20 protein-coding genes are annotated in these 20,839 nt (G+C 74.2%); 8 read left to right on the plus strand and 12 right to left on the minus strand.

From position 1 onward, the window contains the following. Positions 1-9: 9 nt before the first annotated feature. The 3 genes from Ae331Ps2_RS12990 (at position 10) to lon (ending at position 3,661) form a co-directional block, all read left to right on the plus strand. Complete coding sequence (locus Ae331Ps2_RS12990; RefSeq protein ID WP_139318844.1) at positions 10-735, plus strand: hypothetical protein; 726 nt, start codon at positions 10-12, stop codon at positions 733-735. Positions 736-889: 154 nt separating this feature from the next. After that, the gene (locus Ae331Ps2_RS12995; protein WP_256371337.1) at positions 890-1,201 is read left to right on the plus strand and encodes a DUF2516 family protein; all 312 of its coding nucleotides are present in this window, start codon (positions 890-892) and stop codon (positions 1,199-1,201) included. A gap of 117 nt (positions 1,202-1,318) precedes the next feature. Further along, the gene (gene lon, locus Ae331Ps2_RS13000; protein WP_020625753.1) at positions 1,319-3,661 is read left to right on the plus strand and encodes an endopeptidase La; all 2,343 of its coding nucleotides are present in this window, start codon (positions 1,319-1,321) and stop codon (positions 3,659-3,661) included. A gap of 174 nt (positions 3,662-3,835) precedes the next feature. On the opposite strand, the gene Ae331Ps2_RS13005 is transcribed toward lon, so the two are convergent. The 3 genes from Ae331Ps2_RS13005 to Ae331Ps2_RS13015 all read right to left on the minus strand — a co-directional run bounded on the left by Ae331Ps2_RS13005 (position 3,836) and on the right by Ae331Ps2_RS13015 (position 6,521). Then, a complete protein-coding gene (locus Ae331Ps2_RS13005; protein WP_075308664.1) occupies positions 3,836-4,753 on the minus strand; it encodes a DUF559 domain-containing protein in 918 nt (305 codons plus the stop codon). 398 nt (positions 4,754-5,151) lie between these two features. After that, complete coding sequence (gene purU / locus Ae331Ps2_RS13010) at positions 5,152-6,024, minus strand: formyltetrahydrofolate deformylase (protein ID WP_020625755.1); 873 nt, start codon at positions 6,022-6,024, stop codon at positions 5,152-5,154. Then, complete coding sequence (locus Ae331Ps2_RS13015; RefSeq protein WP_020625756.1) at positions 6,024-6,521, minus strand: DUF2505 domain-containing protein; 498 nt, start codon at positions 6,519-6,521, stop codon at positions 6,024-6,026. Before Ae331Ps2_RS13015 ends, purU begins: the two co-directional genes overlap by 1 nt. A gap of 23 nt (positions 6,522-6,544) precedes the next feature. Between Ae331Ps2_RS13015 and Ae331Ps2_RS13020 the strand changes: the two genes are divergently transcribed. From Ae331Ps2_RS13020 to Ae331Ps2_RS13030, 3 genes are all read left to right on the plus strand, one after another. Beyond that, positions 6,545-7,594, plus strand: coding sequence for a UDP-N-acetylmuramate dehydrogenase (locus tag Ae331Ps2_RS13020; RefSeq protein WP_075308662.1), 1,050 nt, complete (start codon positions 6,545-6,547; stop codon positions 7,592-7,594). A 132-nt stretch (positions 7,595-7,726) separates the two neighbouring features. After that, on the plus strand, positions 7,727-8,935 hold the full coding sequence (locus Ae331Ps2_RS13025) for an Ig-like domain-containing protein (RefSeq protein ID WP_075308660.1): 1,209 nt from the start codon (positions 7,727-7,729) through the stop codon (positions 8,933-8,935). 16 nt (positions 8,936-8,951) lie between these two features. After that, positions 8,952-9,131 carry a hypothetical protein gene (locus tag Ae331Ps2_RS13030; protein ID WP_020625827.1) on the plus strand — a complete coding sequence of 60 codons (180 nt, stop codon included), beginning with the start codon at positions 8,952-8,954 and terminating at the stop codon, positions 9,129-9,131. Here the strand turns inward: Ae331Ps2_RS13030 and Ae331Ps2_RS13035 are convergent. Next, positions 9,128-9,865: an SDR family NAD(P)-dependent oxidoreductase gene (locus Ae331Ps2_RS13035; protein ID WP_020625826.1), complete on the minus strand. Its 738-nt coding sequence runs from the start codon at positions 9,863-9,865 to the stop codon at positions 9,128-9,130. The genes Ae331Ps2_RS13030 and Ae331Ps2_RS13035 overlap by 4 nt on opposite strands. Before the next feature lie 17 nt (positions 9,866-9,882). After that, positions 9,883-10,191 carry a DUF2530 domain-containing protein gene (locus Ae331Ps2_RS13040; RefSeq protein ID WP_051050285.1) on the minus strand — a complete coding sequence of 103 codons (309 nt, stop codon included), beginning with the start codon at positions 10,189-10,191 and terminating at the stop codon, positions 9,883-9,885. A 65-nt stretch (positions 10,192-10,256) separates the two neighbouring features. Here Ae331Ps2_RS13040 and Ae331Ps2_RS13045 point away from each other — a divergent pair, with 65 nt between their 5' ends. Next, positions 10,257-11,690, plus strand: a complete 1,434-nt coding sequence (locus Ae331Ps2_RS13045) for an NCS2 family permease (protein ID WP_075308656.1) — start codon at positions 10,257-10,259, stop codon at positions 11,688-11,690. Positions 11,691-11,858: 168 nt separating this feature from the next. Here Ae331Ps2_RS13045 and Ae331Ps2_RS13050 read toward each other — a convergent pair whose 3' ends face one another. From Ae331Ps2_RS13050 to Ae331Ps2_RS13080, 7 genes are all read right to left on the minus strand, one after another. After that, positions 11,859-12,764, minus strand: coding sequence for a family 16 glycosylhydrolase (locus Ae331Ps2_RS13050; RefSeq protein WP_075308655.1), 906 nt, complete (start codon positions 12,762-12,764; stop codon positions 11,859-11,861). A gap of 211 nt (positions 12,765-12,975) precedes the next feature. Continuing rightward, complete coding sequence (locus tag Ae331Ps2_RS30440) at positions 12,976-14,463, minus strand: glycoside hydrolase family 16 protein (RefSeq protein ID WP_083695523.1); 1,488 nt, start codon at positions 14,461-14,463, stop codon at positions 12,976-12,978. 24 nt (positions 14,464-14,487) lie between these two features. Continuing rightward, positions 14,488-15,054, minus strand: a complete 567-nt coding sequence (locus tag Ae331Ps2_RS13060) for a hypothetical protein (protein WP_075308653.1) — start codon at positions 15,052-15,054, stop codon at positions 14,488-14,490. A 4-nt stretch (positions 15,055-15,058) separates the two neighbouring features. Then, entirely contained in the window at positions 15,059-16,210 is a 1,152-nt protein-coding gene (locus Ae331Ps2_RS13065) for a hypothetical protein (RefSeq protein ID WP_075308651.1), read from the minus strand. Positions 16,211-16,213: 3 nt separating this feature from the next. Further along, positions 16,214-16,729 (minus strand): hypothetical protein, encoded by a 516-nt coding sequence (locus Ae331Ps2_RS13070; RefSeq protein ID WP_075308644.1) that lies wholly within the window; start codon positions 16,727-16,729, stop codon positions 16,214-16,216. Continuing rightward, complete coding sequence (locus Ae331Ps2_RS33850) at positions 16,726-18,189, minus strand: hypothetical protein (RefSeq protein ID WP_075308642.1); 1,464 nt, start codon at positions 18,187-18,189, stop codon at positions 16,726-16,728. The genes Ae331Ps2_RS13070 and Ae331Ps2_RS33850 overlap by 4 nt, the downstream gene beginning before the upstream one ends. Before the next feature lie 144 nt (positions 18,190-18,333). Then, the gene (locus Ae331Ps2_RS13080) at positions 18,334-19,821 is read right to left on the minus strand and encodes a glutamate--cysteine ligase (protein ID WP_075312444.1); all 1,488 of its coding nucleotides are present in this window, start codon (positions 19,819-19,821) and stop codon (positions 18,334-18,336) included. Between the two features lie 167 nt (positions 19,822-19,988). Between Ae331Ps2_RS13080 and Ae331Ps2_RS13085 the strand changes: the two genes are divergently transcribed. After that, positions 19,989-20,798: an RNA methyltransferase gene (locus Ae331Ps2_RS13085; RefSeq protein ID WP_075329732.1), complete on the plus strand. Its 810-nt coding sequence runs from the start codon at positions 19,989-19,991 to the stop codon at positions 20,796-20,798. Positions 20,799-20,839 lie beyond the last annotated feature (41 nt).

Raw genomic sequence — 20,839 nt, forward strand, 5'->3', positions numbered from 1 at the left:
ATCATGGCCGTGAACCTCCCCACCAGCGCCGACGTCCAGAAGCTGCGTGAGCAGACCGCCGAGCAGGCCGAGGTCGTCCGCACCCCGCTGCTCGCCGTCCTCGGTGCCGGCGACTACGCCTACAGCACCGTGACCAAGGTCGTCACCGACGCCCGCGAGGCCGCCACCAAGCGCGCCGAGGAGGTCCAGACCCGCGTCCAGGAGCTCCCCGAGGAGCTCAAGGAGCTGCGCGGCAAGCTGTCCTCGGACAACATCCGCAAGCAGATCGAGGAGTTCCGCTCCGAGGTCGAGGGTGTCTACGTCGGCTTCGCCCAGCGCGGTGAGAAGGCCTGGGGCCGCATCCGCAAGCAGCCGCAGGTCAAGCAGGCCATCGCGACGGTCGAGGACCTGACCGAGAAGTTCGACACCCGCGTCGACGAGTTCGTGGACGAGACCCACGAGGTCGCCGTCAAGACCCTCGGCGCCGTCACCACGCAGACCCGCTCGGTCGGTGAGAAGGTCGCCCGCCGCGCCCAGACCGCTGCGGGCGAGGTCGCCGAGGCCGTCACCGAGGTCTCGAAGGAGGCCGCCGAGGCGATCGAGGAGGCCGGCGACGAGGTCGCGTCCACCACGCGTTCGACCGCGCGCCGCGCCGCCGCCAAGACCGACCCGAAGACCGCCACCGGCGCGAAGGTCCCGGCCCGCAAGCCGACCACCCGCCGTGGCACCTCGAGCGCGTCCGCCGCGAAGAAGTGACACCCGCCGGGCCCCGCGCCCGGTGAGCACGCACCGCGCCCCCGGCCGATCCTCGATCGGCCGGGGGCGTCGTCGTGTGCGGGGCCGTGGATCGGGCCGCCCGGGATGTGGCGCCGGACGTGACCAGCGCCCGGGTTGTCCGTACTCTGGCCGCGTGCTGTCGCTGCCAGGTGTCCCCGATGAAGTGATCATCTTCGTGATCAAGTGGATCATGGTGGTGGTCGGCGGGTTCTCGTTCGGGCACGCGCTGAGGCAACGCGCCGACGCCTTCACCGCGGCGGGCAAGCTCACCAAGAACGCCTGGTTGGGCATCACCGGCGTCGCGCTGCTGCTCCTGCTCGTCACGGGCGGCCCGATGTACGGCGGGGCCATGTTCTGGCTGGCCGCCACCGTCGCGACGCTGGTCTACCTGGTCGACGTCAAGCCCGCGGTGATGGAGGTCCAGGGCGGCGGACCGCGTTGGTGACCCACCCGGTCCTCGGGGTGCTCACGGCCGTCCCGGCCCGCCGAGGTCCGCGTTCGCCCTGAGCGGACACGACTCAACTCCGGGAAGCGGAGGGCCCTCCGCGTGGTTGTGCCGGGCATGAGTGACGTGCTGACGCTCCCGGTCCTGCCCCTCGACGACGCCGTGGTCCTGCCCGGCATGGTCGTCCCCGTCCGCCTCGACGACTCCGACACCCGTGCCGCGGTGGACGCGGCCACCGCCGCGGCCCAGGACCGTGACGACGGGAGACGGGTGCTCGTCGTCCCCCGCATCGACGGCCGCTACGGCGCCATCGGCGTCGTCGCCGTGCTCGAGCAGATCGGCAGGCTCCCCAACGGGGACCGGGCCGCCGTCGTGCGCGGTGAGCGGCGCGCCCGCATCGGGTCGGGGGTCTCCGGTCCGGGCGCGGCGCTCTGGGTCGAGGCCGAGCCGATCGAGGCCGGTGCGCCCACCGGCCGCACCCAGGAGCTCGCCCGCGAGTACAAGGCCCTGGTCGTCGGCATCCTGCAGCAGCGGGGCGCCTGGCAGGTGATCGACTCGGTCCAGCAGACCGACGACCCGGGTGCGCTCGCCGACCTCGCCGGGTGGGCCTCGTGGCTCGACGTCGCACACAAGGCCGAGCTGCTCGCCGAGACCGACCTCGACGCCCGGCTGGAGAAGCTCCTGGAATGGACCAAGGAGCACGTCGCCGAGCAGGAGGTCAGCGAGAAGATCTCGAACGACGTCCGCGAGGGCATGGAGAAGCAGCAGCGTGAGTTCCTGCTGCGCCAGCAGCTCGCGGCCATCCGCAAGGAGCTCGGTGAGGACGACCCGGAGGGCTCCGACGACTACCGCGCCCGCGTGGAGGCCGCCGACCTGCCCGACGACGTCCGCAAGGCCGCGCTGACCGAGGTCGGCAAGCTGGAGCGCGCCTCGGACCAGAGCCCGGAGTCCGGCTGGATCCGGACCTGGCTCGACACGGTCCTCGACATCCCGTGGAGCACCACGACCACCGACTCGTCGGACCTGGCGGAGGCCCGTCGCATCCTCGACGCCGACCACGCCGGCCTCGACGACGTGAAGGAGCGCCTCGTCGAGTTCCTCGCCGTGCGCGCCCGTCGCGGACGCAAGGGGCTCGACACGATCGGCGGCCGCGGCTCGGGCGCGGTGCTCTCGCTGGTCGGCCCGCCCGGCGTCGGCAAGACGTCGCTGGGGGAGTCGGTCGCCCGCGCGCTCGGACGCAACTTCGTCCGCGTGGCGCTCGGCGGCGTGCGTGACGAGGCGGAGATCCGTGGCCACCGGCGCACCTACGTCGGCGCGCTGCCCGGCCGCATCGTCCGCGCGATCCGCGAGGCGGGCTCGATGAACCCGGTCGTGCTGCTCGACGAGATCGACAAGGTCGGCAGCGACTTCCGCGGTGACCCGACCGCGGCGCTGCTGGAGGTGCTCGACCCGGCGCAGAACCACACCTTCCGCGACCACTACCTGGAGGTCGACCTCGACCTGTCGAACGTCCTGTTCCTGGCGACGGCGAACGACGCCTCCGCGATCCCCGGCCCGCTGGCCGACCGGATGGAGATCGTGACGCTCGACGGCTACACCGAGCCGGAGAAGGTCGCGATCGCCCGCGACCACCTGCTGCCGCGTCAGATCGCGAAGGCCGGTCTGGACGACGGCGACGTGGAGTTCACCGACGTCGCGCTCTCGATGATCGCCGCCGAGTACACCCGGGAGGCCGGGGTCCGGCAGCTGGAGCGGGGCCTGGCGAAGGTGCTGCGCAAGGTGGCGGTGCAGCTGGACGCGTCGGACACGGCGCGCCCGGTGCACGTCGACGCCGACGCGCTCGTCACCTACCTCGGACGGCCGCGGTTCACCCCGGAGTCCGCCGAGCGGACCTCGGTGCCGGGCGTCGCCACCGGACTGGCGGTGACCGGCGCCGGTGGGGACGTGCTGTTCATCGAGGCCACCGCAATGGAGGGCGAGCCGGGCCTGCAGATCACCGGGCAGCTGGGCGAGGTCATGACCGAGTCGGTCTCGATCGCCCTGTCCTACCTGCGCTCGCGCGGGCTGGCCGGTGACCTCGCGTCGCGCAAGCTGCACGTGCACGTCCCGGCCGGTGCGGTCCCGAAGGACGGCCCGTCCGCCGGCGTCACGATGACGACGGCGCTGGCCTCGCTCGCCTCCGGCAGGCCGGTCCGGTCGAGCGTGGGCATGACCGGCGAGGTGACGTTGCAGGGCAAGGTCCTGCCCATCGGCGGGGTGAAGCAGAAGCTGCTCGCCGCGCACCGGGCCGGACTGACCGACGTGATCATCCCGAAGCGCAACGAGCCCGACCTGGACGACGTCCCGGAGTCGGTGCGCGCCGAGCTGCGGGTGCACCCGGTCGCCGACGTCGCCGAGGTGCTCCGGATCGCTCTGGAGCCGGCCCACGAGGCGGCGGAGGCCGAGCAGCCCGCGGCCTGACCCCCGTCAGACCGGCGGCGTGAGCCGCACGAACCGGCGCCCGTCCCGCATACGCGGGGCGGGCGCCGTCGTGTGCGCGCCCGTCCCGCGCCGCGCCGCCCCTCGTCGCACCCGCCCCTCGCCGCGCCGCGTGCCCCGCTGGGCTCCTACCCGAGAAGCTCGCCGAGATGCAGCTCAGCGGGAACTGTCGATCTCCACGGCCCGCTGAGCTGCATCTCGACGACTGTGGTCGAGCACCTGGCGCACCTCGGCGACGATCTCGTCGGGCCGTCGGTGCATGTCCAGGGCCGTGTAGCGCAGCACCCGCCACCCCGCCGCGACGAGACGGGTGTGCCGCCCGGCGTCGGCGCGGGCCGCCTCGGGCGTCGCGAAGTGACCGCCGCCGTCGTACTCGATGCCGAGTCGGTGGTCGGGGTAGGCCAGGTCCAGCCACAGCGCCGTGCGCCGGGCGTCGTCGAGCACCGGGTGCTGGGGTACCGGCCGCGGCAGGCCACCCCGGACGAGGACCAGCCGGAGGCGGGTCTCCGGCGGGGAGCCGGCGCGGGGGTCGGCCCACACCAGCGCGTCGACCACGCGCCGGACACCACGGGCATGGGTGTGCCGGGCCGCGAGGTTCAGCAGTACGTCCGGCGCGAACGACCCGCGGGACAACGCGTCGACGGCGACGACACCCTCGGTCGGGCCCGACCACCGGGCCAGGTCGAAGGCGGTACGCAGGCGGGTCGTGACGCGGACACCGCGGACGCCGGTGACCTCGTCGGGGTGCAGGACGTCGCGCCGGACCACGACGCCGTCGCGGGATCGGGGCCCGGCGCGCACCGCGGTCACCGCGACCTCGGCGGGCGCGGCCCGCGGGGCGCAGGACGCGCCCAGGAACTCGGCGGCGGAGTACCCGCAGAGCACCGCGTCCGGTCCGGCCCACAGGTACGCCGCCAGCGACCGCAGCCGCAGGTCGGCGTGGGCGTCGGCGGGGGCGTAGGTGTCCGGGAGCAGCCGGCGGAAGCGGGGCCCGCGCAGGAGGTCGGGCGTGACGAGACCCGCCGCCAGGGCCGCGGTCCCGCGGAACACCTCGGGCCATCCGGGGATCGTCATGCACCGATCGTGCTCCGGGCGCTGCGCCCGCCGGACCGGATCAGCCGGACTCCGTCGCCATCGCGAACGAGGACGTACGCCGAGATGCGGCTCAGCGGGAATAGTGGATCTCCGCGGCCCGCTGAGCTGCATCTCGGCGCCGGTCCGCCACGCTCCGGCGGGCTGCGGCCCGTTCCGCCGTGCTCCGGCGGGCTGCGGCCCGTTCCGCCGTGCTCCGGCGGGCTGCGGCCCGTTCCGCCGTGCTCCGGCGGGCTGCGGCCCGTTCCGCCGTGCTCCGGCGGGCTGCGGCCCGTTCCGCCGCGCTCCGGCGGGCTGGGGCCCGGTCCGCCCCGCGCGGGACATACCGCGCCGCACGGTGCGCGTGACGCACCGCCCGGGCGCGGCTCGGGCCTGCGACCTCAGCGGAAGACGACGGTCCGGTTGCCCTGGATCAGGACGCGGTCCTCCAGGTGCCACCGCAGCCCACGGGCCAGCACCAGGCGCTCGATGTCGCGGCCCCGGCGCACCATGTCGGCCGCGGTGTCCCCGTGGTCGACGCGGGCGACGTCCTGCTCGATGATCGGGCCTGCGTCGAGGTCCGCGGTCGCGTAGTGACAGGTCGCGCCGATCAGCTTCACCCCGCGCCGGTGGGCCTGGTGGTAGGGCCGCGCCCCGGCGAAGGACGGCAGGAAGCTGTGGTGGATGTTGATCGCCCGCCCGGCCCAGGCCTCGCACAGGTGCGCGGGCAGGACCTGCATGAAGCGGGCGAGCACGATCGCGTCGGGGTCGTCGGCGTCGACGAGCTTGCGGATCTCCTCGAACGCGGTGACCTTGCCCTGCTCGCGGGCCGGGTCGCCGGGGGCCGGGAACGGCACGTGGTGGAACGGCACCCCGTGCGCGGCGACGACCGGCTCCAGCGACGTGTGGTTGCCGATCACCCGGGTGATCTCCACCGGCAGCTCGTCGGCCCACACCCGGCCGAGGATGTCGTGCAGGCAGTGCTGGTCGCGGGTCACCAGGAGCACGGCGCGCTTGCGGACGCCGGTGTCGGAGATGCGGTGCTCGCCGCCCAGCTCGGCGGCGACCGGGGCGAACCGGGCGCGGAGCTCGTCGACGTCGAAGGGGACCGACGCGGCGTCGACGACCTGGCGGGTGCAGAACACCCCGGCCTCGACGTCGGCGTGGTAGGCGGCCTCGGTGATGGAGGCGCCCAGCTCGGCGAGGAAGGTCGAGATGCGCGCGACGATGCCGGTGCGGTCCGGGCAGGACAGGGTGATCACGTAGTGGGACATCAGGAGATCCGGGAGAGGGTGAACTGGGTCTCGGCGGCGAGCAGCTGTTCGATCTGCCCGGCGACCGCCTGCTCGATCCTCCCACCCACCAGCGGGACCTTCACCGTGACCTCGGCCCGGATCCGGACCTCGCTGCCGCCGTCGACGTCGGCGATCCGCATCACCGACCGGGCGGTGGCGGGGGTGCCGATGACCTGCACGGACCCGGTGCCGTCGTAGACGCCGGAGTCGCCGGCCCGCCACTGCTCGGTGCGGTCGATCTGCAGGTCCCCGCCGGGCACGAAGGAGGACACGATCGACGGCAGGTGCTCGCCGGGGATCCCGTGCCGCAGCGTGTAGCGGACGCCGTCGGGAGTGGTCTCGTACGCGGTCACCCCGGCCCCGGGACCGCCGATGTGGCGCAGCTGCTCCTCCAGCAGATCGCGGTCGACCATCGCCGCGTAGACCGTCGAGGACGGGTGCGCGGACGTTGCGCGGTAGTCGATCGTGCGCGGCATGGGCGAAGGCTACCGTTGCGGTCGTGAGTTCCCCCGCTGCGACGACGGTCGACCCGATGCTCAGCGCGCACACCACACTGCGCCTCGGCGGACCGGCCTCCCGCATCGTGCGCACCGAGGGCGCGGCCGAGGTGGTCGAGGCCGTGGCCGGCGCCGACCGGGCGGGGGAGCGGGTGCTGTTGGTGGGCGGCGGGTCGAACCTCGTCGTCGCCGACGCCGGGTTCGACGGCACCGCCGTGCTGGTCGCCGGGCAGGGTGTCCGCCACGAGCGCGACGGCGACCGGGTGCTGCTGACCGTCGAGGCGGGCGTCGACTGGGACGAGCTGGTGGCCGGCACCGTCGCCGACGGGCTCGGCGGGCTGGAGTGCCTGTCCGGGATCCCTGGGCGAACCGGCGCGACCCCGGTCCAGAACGTGGGCGCCTACGGCGTCGAGGTCGCCGACCTGCTCGTCGACGTCGACCTCTACGACCGGCGCACCGGGACCGTCCGCGAGCACGTGCCCGCCTCGGACCTGGGGCTCGCCTACCGCACCAGCATCCTCAAGGGCAGCGACGACGCGATCGTCCTGCGGGTGCGCTTCGCCCTGCAGGCCGACGGCCGCTCCGCCCCGATCCGCTACGGCGAGCTCGCCCGCACCCTCGGCGTCGAGCCGGAGACGCGGACCGACCCGGCCGCTGTCCGCGAGGCGGTGCTCGCGCTGCGCCGCGGGAAGGGCATGGTCCTCGACGCCGACGACCACGACACCTGGTCGGCCGGCTCGTTCTTCACCAACCCGATCCTGCCCGTCGACCGCGCGCCGCAGGTCGACGGCCTGGCCGCCTGGCCCGCGGGGGAGGGCCGGGTCAAGCTCAGCGCCGCCGGGCTGATCCAGAACGCGGGATTCGGCCGCGGGCACGCCGGCCCCGGCGGCCGGGTGTCGCTGTCCACCCGGCACGTCCTGGCCCTGACCCACCGCGGCGGCGGGACGACGGCCGACCTGCTGGCCCTGGCCCGGGAGGTCCAGAGCGGCGTCGCCGAGCGGTTCGGTGTGACCCTGCACCCCGAACCGGTGCTGGTGAACTGCGCCGTCTGACACCCTCTGTGGTACGGCGTCCGGTTCGTCTTACGCCGCACGGGGGAGTGCCGTCCTCCTGCCGGTCGGAGGCGCCGGATCCGGGCGTACGGTCGGTGTCCAACGCAGGAGATCGAGTACGCGGGGGAACGGTTGCGACGGGTACTGATCGTCGTGGTGGCGCTGATCGGCGCGCTGGGCATCGTCGGGGCGGTGGCCCTGGCGGCCTCGCCGCAGGACCCGGCGGCGCCGCAGGCCGCACCGCCCCCGGCCGGGCCGCAGGTGAGCTACCAGCCACCCGTGCGCAGCGCAGGCGGAGCGGGCACCGACACCGTCTCGGCGGCGGCGACGGCGAACCCGGCGCAGCCGGTGTCGGTCCGCACGGCGGGCGGCACGCTGGACGGGGTGTCGCTCACCGACCCGGACGGCGACGCCGTCGACGGCGCGCTGTCCCCGGACCGCACGACCTGGACCAGCAGCGGTGACCTGGACTTCGCCACCACCTACACCTGGCACGGTCGCGCCGTCGCCCCGGACGGCACGGCGACCCCGGTGCAGGGCACCGTCGCGACGCTGAAGCCCGCCCACACCGTGCGCGGCACCCTGAACATCGGCGACGACCGCACCGTCGGCATCGCCGCGCCGATCGAGATCCAGTTCGACCGGCACGTCCAGGACCGCGCCGCTATCGAGAAGGTCCTGAAGGTCACGACCTCGAAGCAGGTCGAGGGCGCGTGGGGCTGGCTGCCGGACGAGAACGGCGGCTCGCGCGTGCACTGGCGGCCGAAGGAGTACTGGCCGTCGGGCACGAAGGTCACCGTGGACGCGCCGCTGAAGGGCGTCGACTACGGCGGCGGCAGCTACGGCGCCGAGGACCTGAGCACCTCGTTCACCATCGGCCGCGCCCAGATCGTCAAGGCCGACGCCCGCTCGTTCCGGATGATCGTGATCCGCGACGGCAAGCAGGTCGCGGACTACCCGGCGTCCTACGGCCTGGCCGACGACCCGAACCGCAACACCCGCTCGGGCATCCACGTCGTCACCGAGAAGTTCACCGACAAGCGGATGGTGTCCGCGCAGTACGGCTACGACGTCGTCGAGAAGTGGGCCGTCCGGATGAGCAACAACGGCGAGTTCATCCACGCCAACCCGGTGTCGGCCGCCGCGCAGGGCACCGCGAACGTCACCCACGGCTGCGTGAACCTGTCGATCGAGAACGCCAAGGCGTACTACGACACCGTCCTCTACGGCGACCCTGTCGAGGTCACCGGCACGCCGGTGCAGCTCTCCGCCCGCGACGGCGACCTCTGGGACTGGACGCTGTCCTGGGACGAGTGGAAGGGGTTGTCGGCGCTGTCCTAGCGGGTACCCGCCGGGCATGAGCGTTCCCGACGACCGCGCCGCCAGCCGATCCACCCCGCTGCCGGAGGAGGAGGGCACCGAGCCCGACGCCTCGCAGATCCTCGGCGAGTCCGAGGAGCGGATCGCCGGCGCCGTCCGGGGCGAGAGCCCCGGCGACGACGCCGACGAGAACCGCCGGTCGGAGGAGACCCTCTAGCGACGGTGCCGCCGGGTGCCCGACGCCTGGTCGCGCGGCTTGAGCACGATCTGGTCCAGGTTGACGTGCGACGGCCGGGTCGCGGCGAAGACGATGGTGTCGGCGACGTCGTCGGCGGTCAGCGGGGTCAGGCCCTCGTAGACCTTCGCCGCCTTCTCGGCGTCGCCGAGACGCACCTGCGAGAACTCCGTCTCCACCATGCCGGGGCAGATCTCGGTGATCCGGATCGGCTCGCCGAGCAGCTCCCCGCGCAGGGTGCGGTGCAGCATCGCCTGGGCGTGCTTGGCGCCGGTGTAGCCGGCGCCGTTGTCGTAGAAGTCCAGCGCGGCGATCGAGGTCACGGTGACGATGTGCCCGTCGCCCGAGGCCCGCAGCTTCGGCAGGAACGCCTGGGTGAGGCGCAGCGTGCCGGCGACGTTGGTCTCCCACATCCAGCGCCAGTCCTCCTCGTCGGCGTCCGCGACGGGCTCCAGGCCCTTCGCGCCGCCGGCGTTGTTGACCAGCAGCTTCGCCTCGGGCACCGCATCGGCGAACGCGCGGACGGACTCCCGGTCGGTGACGTCGAGGGGCAGCGCGGTCCCGTCGATCTCCTTCGCGATCTCCTCGCAGCGCTCCACCCGGCGGGCTCCCAGCACCACGTGGAAGCCCGCGGCGCCCAGTGCGCGGGCGGTGGCGGCGCCGATCCCGGAGGAGGCGCCGGTGACGACGGCGGTCGGACGGTCGTTCGCGGTCATGCCGTCGAGCCTATGACCTACCTCGGCTCGACGCCGCGCTGCGCCGACCGGTCCCCGCGCCGGGCGGCGGCCCGCTGCGCGGAGAACACCGCGGCCCCGAACAGGCCCACCCCGGTTCCGGCGACGCAGGTCCAGAACCAGGCGCCGGCACCGTTCGCGGGGTCGAACCCGGAGCCGGTGACCATCGCGACCACGGCGGCGACGCCCGCGCCGATCGCCCACAGCAGCATCCCGCCGAGGATCACCGGCGGGGACTCGTAGAAGCGCGCCGGCAAGGGCGGCGGGGGCGGTGGATCGCTCGCGCGCTCGCTCTCGTGGGCCGTCACGGGGCCGTAGCCTAAACGGTGCACGGACGGAACCCGCAGCGTTGCGCCGCGTCTAGGGTGTCGCCGTGATCGAGCGCCTGTTCCGCGTGTCCGAACGCGGCTCCACCGTCTCCCGCGAACTGCGCGGGGGACTCGTCACGTTCATGGCGATGGCCTACATCATCGTCCTGAACCCGCTGATCCTCGGCAGCGTCACGCCGGGAGACCCGTCGGCCAAGGCCGACGCGCTGGGCGGGATCCTCCCGGTCGCCCAGGTCGCCGCGGTGACCGCCCTGGTCGCAGGCGTGATGACGATCCTCTTCGGCGTGATCGCGAACTACCCGTTCGCGATCGCCACTGGCCTGGGGATCAACACCCTGCTGGCCGTGACCATCGCGCCGATGATGACCTGGCCCGAGGCGATGGGCCTGGTCGTCATCAACGGCATCATCATCGTGATCCTCGCCCTGACCGGCTTCCGGACGGCGGTGTTCAACGCCGTCCCCACCGAGCTCAAGACGGCGATCGCGGTCGGCATCGGCGCGTTCATCGCGCTGATCGGCCTGGTCGACTCCGGCTTCGTCCGCCGCCTGCCCGACGCGGCCAACACCACGGTCCCGGTCGGCCTGGGCACCGGCGGCTCCATCGCCTCGTGGCCGACGTTCGTGTTCGTCATCGGGCTGATCATCGTCGGCGTGCTGGTCGCCCGCGGCGTGCGTGCGGGCATCCTGATCGGCGTCGTGGTCAACACCATCATCGCGATCGTCGTCGAGGCGATCGTCCGGGTCGGCCCCGGTGGCCCGACCAACCCCGGCGGCTGGTCGCTCGCCGTGCCCGCGATCCCGGACCGGATCGTCGGGCTGCCGGACCTGTCGCTCGTCGGCCAGGTCTCGCTCGGCGCCTTCACCCGGCTCGACATCATCACCGTCGTCCTGCTGATCTTCACCCTGGTGCTGGCGAACTTCTTCGACGCCATGGGCACGCTCACCGGCCTCGGTCGCCAGGCGGGCCTGACCGACTCCGACGACAAGCTCCCGAACGTCGGGAAGGCGCTGGTCGTCGAGGGTGCGGGCGCGGTCGCCGGTGGTGTGGGGTCCGCGTCGTCGAACACGATCTTCGTCGAGTCCGCGGCCGGTATCGCCGAGGGCGCACGGACCGGGCTGGCGAACGTCCTGACCGGTCTGTTGTTCCTGCTGGCGATGTTCTTCACGCCGCTGTACTCGATCGTCCCGGTCGAGGCCGCCGCCCCGGCGCTGGTCGTCGTCGGCGCGCTGATGTTCCGCCAGATCACCTCGGTCTCGCTCGACGACCTGCGCACCGCGATCCCGGTGTTCCTGACGATCACCGTCATGCCGTTCACCTACTCGATCGCCAACGGCATCGGCGCCGGGTTCGTCAGCTATGTCGTGCTCGCGGCGGCCACCGGGCGCGCGAAGCAGGTCCACCCCCTGATGTGGGTGGTGGCGGTGCTGTTCGTGGGGTACTTCGGCGTGGGACCGTTGCGGGAGCTGCTCGGCTAGAACTTTCCGCCCACCACTCTTGCTTACTTAGGCAAGGCTGCGCTAACTTACAGAAGTCGCTTCGTGGTGGGAGCGGCGCGTCAGTTCGGGACAGGAGAAGGCCCCGGACCCCACAGGGTCCGGGGCCTCCTTCTTTCCCCAGTCACACCCGTCCCGCCGCCGAGCGGGTCAGGGCGCGTAGATGCGGACCCAGTCGACCTGGAAGTCCAGCGTCTCCGGCGAGGTCGCGTCCGGCGCCGGGATCCAGTCGTCGCCGTAGGGGCCGATGTCCTGCTGCATCGCCAGGTGCATCGACCGCGGCGGGATCTGCTCCGGATCGGTGGTGCGGAAGACCTCGGCGCCGTCGATGTAGAACACGACCCGGTCGGGCAGCCACTCGACGGCGTAGGTGTGCCACTGCGTGAAGTCGCCGCGGATCGTCTTGCCGACCTGGCTGTTGTCCTCGCCGTAGTGGACGATCGTGTGCGTCTCGTTCCGCTCGGGCTTCGGGATCTCCATGAAGTTGAGCTCGCCGCCCTCGGGCCAGTCCTCGGCGTCCGGCCAGAGCAGCGCGACGTCTCCGTAGCCGACGCCGGGGTTCGTCTTCGCCCGGATCTCCCAGCGGCCGTACTGCTGGCCACCCCGCCAGGCCAGCCCGGCGGAGGTGCTCCCGCGGCTGGTGAGGACGAGCTCGCCGTCGCGGACCGCGATGTTCTCGACCCGGTGCCGGCCGTTGCCCCCGGTGGTCTCGCCCGTGTACGGGCTCCAGCGCGTGCGGTCGAGCGCGGTGCCGTCGAACTCGTCGTGGTCGGTGAGGCGCCAGCCGTTGCGCACGGCCGCCTCGGTGTCCGAGCGGGACGCGGGGTCGAGCTCGCCGACCTCGGTGGGCCGCTCCTGGTCGTGCATCCCGCCCGGCGACGGCGGTGCCGCCGGTGCGGGGGTCGGCGAGGACGAGCCGGTGAGCAGGGACGGTTCCACGGCGACCGTGACGATCCCGGTCAGTACGGCCAGACCCGCCACGAGGCCGACGACCGCGGGCCAGCGGCGACGCGCCGGGGCCTCGGGGTCGTGCTCCTGCTCCGTCTGCTCCTGCACGACCCACTCCTTGATCGTCGACGGCGGGTCGGCGGCAGCCTAGGAGCGCTCGGCTGTGGGGGAGCTGAGAGGCCCGGGCCACCGCGCATCGTGCACCGGGCCGGGGCGCCCCGCGAGGTGGCTGCATGATCGACCGTTGTGGAGCGGAGAGGTCGTCCTGTGCACCTCCGACTCCCCAACCGGTGATCATGCTCGGGTGGGGGCCGCCCGGTCAGCCGGCCGAACCCGGTGCCGCCCCGCCGTCGGTCGTCGCGTCGGGCGAACCCCCGTCGAGGGTGTACTGGCGGACCCAGTCGACCTGCATCTGCGTCTCCTTCCCCGAGCCGCCGCCCTTGGGGAACCAGTCGAGCTGGATGCACAGGTGCATCGGCCCCGGCGGCTGCACCTTCTCCTCGGTGGTCTCGAACCACTTCTCGCCATCGACGTAGGCGGTGATCCGGTCCGGCGTCCACTCCAGGGCCCAGTTGTGCCACTGCGTCGCGTCGACCTCAACGGAGCCCTCGACCTGGGAGTTGTCCGCTCCGTAGTGGAAGAATGCGTTGGTCTTCTGCCGCTGCGGGTCCATCATCTCCATGAAGTCGAACTCGCCGCCCTCGGGCCAGTTCTCCGCGGTGGGCCAGAGCAGCAGCAGGGCGTTGTACGACGGGTCCCCGACCGGCGCGCGCACCCGGCCCTCCCAGCGTCCGTACTGCTGCGAGCCCTCCTTCCACGCCATGCCCGCGGTGTTGCCCTGGCTGTCCCCGGTGATCGTCAGGACGCCGTCCGCCACGCTCGCCGCGTCCGGGGTGCGGCGGCCGTTGCCCGCGTGCCCGGCGCCGTCGTAGATGCTCCAGCCCTCGGTGCCGTTGTCGAACTCGTCGGCCCGGACGGGCTGCCCCCAGCCCAGCTTCGCCGCCGCCGTGGTGCCCTCTGCGCTCCCGGTGGCGGGTGCCGGGTCGGTGCCGCCGGTGCCGCTGGGGCGGCAGGGCGGCGGTGTCCGGGAGCCGGAGGTACCGGATCCGCCGGTGAGGAGCCCTGCGGCCGCGTCGTCGCTCGTGCCGTAGGCGGTGGCGCCGGACTCGTCGGGGGCGGCGGTGGTGCCGCTGCCGGAATCGCGGCCCGTCCCGCTGTCGGAACCGGAGGAGGAGGCGGTACCGCCACCGCGCTCGGAGTCGTTGGAGCCGGAGCCGGAGCCGGAGCCGGTCGCATCGCCCGACCCGCCGGAACGGCCGCTGTCGTCGGACCCGCCCGCCCCGCCGTCGCCCCCGCCGCCGCGACGGTCCGTCGAGCTGCCGTCGGAGCTGCTGTCGGAGTCGCCGGCGGAGTCGTCGGCGCTGCCGGACCCGCTGTCACGTTCCCCGCCGCCGGAGCTGTCGGAGCCGGAGCTGTCGGAACCCGAGCTGTCGGAACCCGAGCTGTCGGAACCCGAGCCGTCGGAACCCGAGCTGGAGTCCGAGTCGCCGGAACCCGAGCCGCTGGACCCGGACCCACCGGAGCCCGAACCGGACCCCGTGCCGACGCACACCTCGCCACCGGCCCCCAGCTCCAGGTCCGGCCGCGGCGCACCGGCGGCGTCCTGCCCGGAGCTCGTCGACGGCGTCGCGGAGCCCCCGGGTTCCACCCCCACCAGCTCCCCGGCGGGCCCGAGCGCCAGGAGGACGACCGTGACCCCCTTGGCCAGCAGGGACTTGAGCAGCTGCTCCAGCTCGTCGGCGGTCATCGCCCACTCCAAGGTTCGGTCACGTCAGTCGTCCACATCGGGGGTGTCGGTGGTGATGGGGGTGTCGGCGGTGACCAGCCAGTGGCCCGCCGCGTCGAGAGCCAGGACCACCCGGGTGCGCCAGCGGCGGACCTCCGGTGCCGTGCCGGGCCCGGACGTCGTCGTGCGGACGGTCGCGACGAGCGCCGTGCGTCCGCGGGCCCAGTCGGTGGCGCCCTCGTCGAGGTCCTCGACCTCGGCGGTCCGGCCCGAACCGGGTGGCGGCGGGTCGAGGACGGGCGCTCCGGCGGCGGCCGGGCTGCCGGGCAGCGCGTACGGGGTGCCGTCGAGGGTGGTGCCCCCGGCCGCGCCGGCACCGGTGCCGTGCGCGGCGACGAGGTAGGCGCGCGCCACCGCCCCGGGCGACGACGGCCGCGTCGCCGGCACGGCCGGCTCCGGTCCGCGGACGGGGCCGGGATCGCCGAGGGCGTCCCGGTCGGCCGAGGTCAGCACCGCCTGCGACGGCGGTCCGGGCAGCAACGCGGGCACCAGCAGGGCCAGGGGCACCGCGAGGACCGCGGCGAGCACGAGCAGCGGCAGGGAACGTCGCACGGGGTCACTCCGCGAAGCTGATGTGGATGTGGTCGTAGTGGCCGCCGGTCGCGTCGGCGGTGTCGTAGACCCCGCCGCCGGTGTAGCGACGGCCCCAGCCGGAGCCGTCGGCGCGCACCGAGGGGTCCCAGTAGCGGCCCTGCCAGATCAGGTACTTGACCTTCAGCGGGGCCGCGTTGCGTTCCAGCCAGTGCGCGATCGCCCAGCCCTCGTCGAGGTCGGCGCCCTTCGCGAACGCCCCGGCCTTCCCGGTGAACACGTCGCAGGCCTTGCCCTTCGGATGGTCCGACCGCGGGTTCTGCAGGTGCTCGTCCCAACAGCCGACCGTCTCGATCGTCGGGCCGAACACCGCTTCGACGGCATCGAGGCCGTGCTTCGACGCGCCGGTGAGACAGCCGTCGGAGCGCACCGGGTCGGGTTCGTGGCACCCCGTCGCACCGCCGGTCCAGGCGGGCGCCGGCGCCGATGCGGCGTCCTTCGCCGGTGCCTTCGCCGCGGGTGCCTTCGCCGGGGCGGCCTTCTGCGGCGGTGGCGGGGACGACTCGCGGTCGTCGACGGCCGTCGTGCCGGAGTAGTCGGCGACGAAGCCGTGCACCGCGTCGAGGTAGCGCCGGATCGCCGACGCGCACGCCTGCGAGCAGTTCGCCTCCCCTGCTGCCGGCACCCCCGACCTCGACCCGGTGACCCGGCTGCAGCCCGCGATGTGGCAGACCAGCATCGCGTCGAGCACCGGGACGTCCTTCGGGGTCGTCGCGAGATACCCGGCGGCGGCGCGCAGCGTCGAGCAGAGCCACGGCACGACGACGCGCAGGTGCCCCTCCGGCTCGGTGAGCGCCGCGTCCGGCCAGGGTGCGCCGCCGGCCGCGACCCAGGTCCGTTCCGAGACCTGCAGCAGCCCGGCGGCGGTGCCGGTGCGCAGCTCCGGGTCCCAGCCCGACTCCGCCTGCACCTGCGCGACCACCCAGGCCGGCGGCAGCTCCGGGCAGCCCTGCGAGGTCAGCTCCGTGACCAGGTCGAGGTAGGGCCGCGCCGCCTCCGGCACCCGTGCCGCGTCGATGCCCGAGGTGACCGGATCCGCGGTGGGGGCAGCCAGGACCTGACCCGCCGTCCCCAGCAGGAGCGCGACGACGACCGGCACGATCAGCAGCGCGCGCACGGCTCACCGGCCCGGCCCGGTCGGGAGGGCCAGTACCCCACGCATCGGTCGCAGCCCACCGACGCCGGCCGGGGTGAGCGGCCGGTCGAGTCGTCCGGACGTGGTCAGCGCGGTGACGACCCGGCCGATCGCGTCGGCGTAGCGGCGGACCGCGGCCGAGGGCCCGGGCCGGGTGAGGACCCCGGCCGCGTCCGACCACGGGTCCGCCGAGCGGGCCCAGCCCGGCACCGCGGGCAGCGCGACGACGGCTGCCCAGCCGGGCCCCGCGGCGTCGGCGTCGATGCCGTCGGGGTCGGCGGTGCCGGGGTGCAGGACGAGGACCGGTGAGCCCGGCCCGGGCGCCGGGGCGACGCGGGCCGCGGCAGCCAGACCGGCCGCGGTGTCCCGGGTGACGACGACGTCGGGCAGCAGGTCCGGCCCGCACACGCGCCCCAGGTCACGGCCGTGCAGGGCCCTGGCGACGGTCGTCGTCCCGACCCCGCCGGCCAGGCCCCCGACGACGGGGACACGCCCGGTCACCGCACACCGCCCCGTGCGAGGTCGACCGGCGACGGCCGCCGGGCCGGCTCGGCCGCGGGCCCCGCGTCGACGACGAGCCCGTCGTCGGTGAGCGCGACGGCCACCTCCAGCCGGACCCACCGCGCGGCCAGCCCGCGCCAGCCGCGCGCAGCCGGGGCGGGGGCCCCGGCGGGCGCCCCGATCGGGTCGTCGGGCTCGGGCTCGGGCGCGGCCGTCCCACGGGCGTCGACACGGCGGTAGGGCACGACCCGCACCCGGACGTCGACGACGGCCCGGTCGGCATCGGCGCGGACGCGGCCCGGCAGCACGAGGTCGGCCCGCTGACGTCCGGTCCCGGTCCAGCCGAGCAATCCGTCGGCCGCGGTGGCGGGCAGGTAGGCGGCGAGGACACGGGCGCGGCGGTCGACGTCGTCCTCGTCCCAGGACAGCAGGTCCGCGGCGAAGGCCCCGGCCAGCGCGGACGCCTCGGCGGGGTCGACGAGGGGCGGCGGGGCGGTCCGGACGGGGGAGCCGGTGGCGGGCCGCGCCCCGGCGTGGCGGGAATCCGGTCCGGCTGGGACCGGCGACGGGTCGGAGGGGCCGGGCGACGGGTCGGCAACACCGCGCGGCAGGTCGGCGAGACCGGGTGACGGGTCGGCAGGGCCGGGCAACGGGTCGGCGTCGCCGGGGAACCGGTCGGCGTGGCTGGAGGAGGGGTCGGCGTGGCCGAGTGACGGGTCAGCGGGGCCGGGCGACGGCTCGGCATGACCGGGTGACGGAGCGGGAGAGCTGGGTGACGGGTCGGGGGAACCGGCCGAGGGGGCGGCGGGGGCGGATGACGGGGCAGCAGCGGTGCCGGGCGCGGTCCCTGTCGTTGCGACCGGGGCTCCGGCGGGGCGGGCAGCCGGACCGTGCTCGGGGCCCGACGGCGCCGGACCCGGCGCCGCGGTCGTCGTGCCGGTCGTCGTGGTGGGCGGCGTGCTGGGTGGAGTGACGGGGGCCGGCGACGCGGCTCCGGACGCTGCACGATCCGCCCCTCCCTCGGCCGGGGACACCGCGGCAGGCGCCCAGGCCGCCCAGGCCGCAGCGACCTCGTCGGAGGCGGAGGCGGAGACAGGGGCGGGGGCCGAGGTGGCGGCGGCAGGGGGCGGTACCGGCGGGAAGCCGAAGGGATCGGTGACCGGCTCCGGCTCGGCGATCGGCTCCTGCGGCGGCCGCCGCGGCGTCCAGAGCGCCGGTCGCGCCGCCGCGGTCGCGGGACCCTCGGCGGGCAGCGCCGTCGCACCCGTCGTCGGCGCCGGGGGCATCCCGCTCGTCGACGGCGCCGGGAAGGCCTCCCGGGCCCGGGACGGGACGGGCCGCGGCGCCGGTGCGGGAGCCGGGTCGTCGAGCCAGGGGTCGGGACCGTCGTCGAGGAGGTGCTCGTCGCGGGAGGTGCGGCCGAACAGCCGGAACGGGGACATCGTCGTCGCCCGGGTCATCGACGCCGGTCGGGCTGGTGCTGGATGGACATGTCCCTCCGTCCCGTACGCGCACCCGGGGCGGGTGTGCGGAGGGGGACGGTAGGAACGCGAGGGTGGTGAGCGGGCCCGGTCGCGGAGAATGCTTCGCGATGGCGAAGCCGATCAGTCGGGGATCTCCCAGGTGTGGACGGGCTGGTTGGCCGTCGAGTGCGCCAGGTAGCGCTCGAGCATGCCGCGCAGGGCGGTCATCCGGTCCGCGCCCCGCGCCTCCAGCGCGGCGACGGTGTCGATCTGCCACGACGACCCGGTCTGACGCGTGACGCAGCGCCGCTCCAGCACCGTCAGGTACCGGTCGCAGACCGCGCCGGAGACACCCCAGCGGGCGAGCCCCTCGTGCGCCAGGGGGAGCAGCTTGCGCAGGGCGAGCTCGTCGGGGAGCACCCAGCCGGTGCCGGGCCAGTACAGGGGAGCGTGCATGCCGTGCTTGGCCGCGGTCTGGAAGTTCTCCCGGGCCGCCTCGAACGACACCGCCCGCCACAGCTGCTGGTCGGCCTCGACCAGGGTGCGGAGCAGGCCGTAGAAGAACAGCGCGTTGGCGACCATGTCGACGGTCGTCGGCCCCGCGGGGAGCACCCGGTTCTCCAGCCGGACGTGCGGGGTGTCGCCCGTACTGTCGTAGATCGGCCGGTTCCAGCGCCAGATCGTGCCGTTGTGCAGGGTCAGCTCCGGCAGGTCCGGGAACCCCTTGTCGCGCATCTGCGTCGCCGGGTCCACGTCCGAGGTCAACGGCATCAGGGCCGGGAAGTAGCGGGCGTTCTCGGAGAACAGGTCCAGCACCGAGTCGATCCAGCGCTCGCCGAACCAGACCCGTGGCCGTACCCCCTGGTTGTGGAACTCGGGGGTCCGGACGTCGCAGGACTGCTCGAACAGCGGGATCCGGGTCTCCGACCACAGCTGCGACCCGAGCAGGAACGGCGAGTTCGACCCGAGCCCCAGCTGGACGCCGGCCAGGCACTGCGCGGCGTTCCAGTAGCGCCCGAAGTTCGCGGGGGAGACCTGCAGGTGCAGCTGCATCGACGTGCAGGCCGCCTCGGGGATGATCGTGTCGAAGTCGGCGTTGACCCGCTCCTCCGGCGAGCAGCCGGCGATGTCGATCCGGATCGGCTCGCCGCGCGCGGTGAGCATCTGGTCGTTGAGCGCCTCGTAGCGGTCCTCGGGGGAGATCGCCTCGGCGGTCATGTGCCCCGGGTCCAGCGTCGGCAGGATCCCGATCATGACGAGCTGGGTGCGCAGGTCCCCGGCCTTCGCCCCGGCGCCCGCGAGCAGGTCGAGCAGCTCGTGTTCCAGCTGGCGCCACTGGTCGCCGGGCAGCGGGCGCGGCGGGAGGTTCAGCTCGAGGTTCCAGCGGCCGAGCTCGGTCTGCCACTCGCCGGAGTTGATCGTGTCCAGGACGTCGGTCCCGTTGAGCGACGGCGCCAGCTCTGGACCGACCAGGTTGAACTCGATCTCCACGCCGGTCATCGGCTCCGTGTCGGAGAACGGGTAGCTGCTGAGCAGGTCACCGAGAGTGTCCAGACAGCGCTGCACCTTGATCCGGTACCGCTGGCGGTCGCGCCGGCTGAACGTCGTCTGGTCGACCACCTGACCCATGCGCGAACCGACCTCCATCGAACGGGGAGCGCCTCCTCACCCGCACGGCGGAGGGCCGTGCCGAGGGAGGCGGCACTACACCGTGTCATATCGCCGGACCGGGCGGTACCGGCTGACCGGGCGACCAGACGCGGCGAACGGTCAGTGACGTGGGACGATCGGGCGTCGTGGCCATACTCACCACGGTCGAGCACCCCGACGACCCCCGTATCGACGATTACCGCGACCTCACGACCGCCGATCGGCGCCCCGATCGGCCCGGTGGGCGCGGGCTGGTGATAGCGGAGGGTGTCGTCGTCGTGCGTCGTCTGCTCGACTCTCCGTATCCGGTGCGGTCCCTGCTGGGGGTCCCGCGCCGCCTCGACGAGCTGTCCGACGACCTCGCCGGCGTCGACGTGCCGGCCTACGCGACCGACGCCGACACGATGGCCCGCGCGGTCGGGTTCCATCTGAACCGGGGGGTGCTCGCCGTCGCCGACCGTGCTCCCGCGCCGTCCCTCGACGACGTGCTGGCCCGCGCCCGCACGCTGGCGGTCTGCGAGGGGGTGGGGGACCACGAGAACCTGGGGTCGTTGTTCCGCAACGCCGCCGCCCTCGGCGTCGACGCGATCCTGCTCGGCCCCGGCTGCTCGGACCCGCTCTACCGGCGCAGCGTCCGCGTCTCGCTGGGGCACGTGCTGCGGGTCCCGTTCACGACCCTCGACGGCGCGTGGCCCGCCTCGCTGGACCGGCTGCGGGAGGCGGGGTTCACCGTCGCGGCACTCACCCCCGCCCCCGACGCCGAGCCCCTCGCCACGGCGGGCCTGGGCGGCCGGAAGGTCGCTCTGCTGCTGGGCGCGGAGGGCCCCGGGCTCACCGACGAGGCACTGGCCGCCGCCGACCGCCGTGTCCGGATCCCGATGGCGAGCGGCGTGGACTCGCTCAACGTCGCGACGGCCGCCGCCGTCGCCTTCCACGCCGTCACCGGCGGGAGCTGACCCCGGCCGTGTTCCCACACCGGATCCGGGCTCCCACACGG

Origin of the sequence: Pseudonocardia sp. Ae331_Ps2 (assembly GCF_001932405.1) — a bacterium.
Taxonomy (GTDB): domain Bacteria; phylum Actinomycetota; class Actinomycetes; order Mycobacteriales; family Pseudonocardiaceae; genus Pseudonocardia.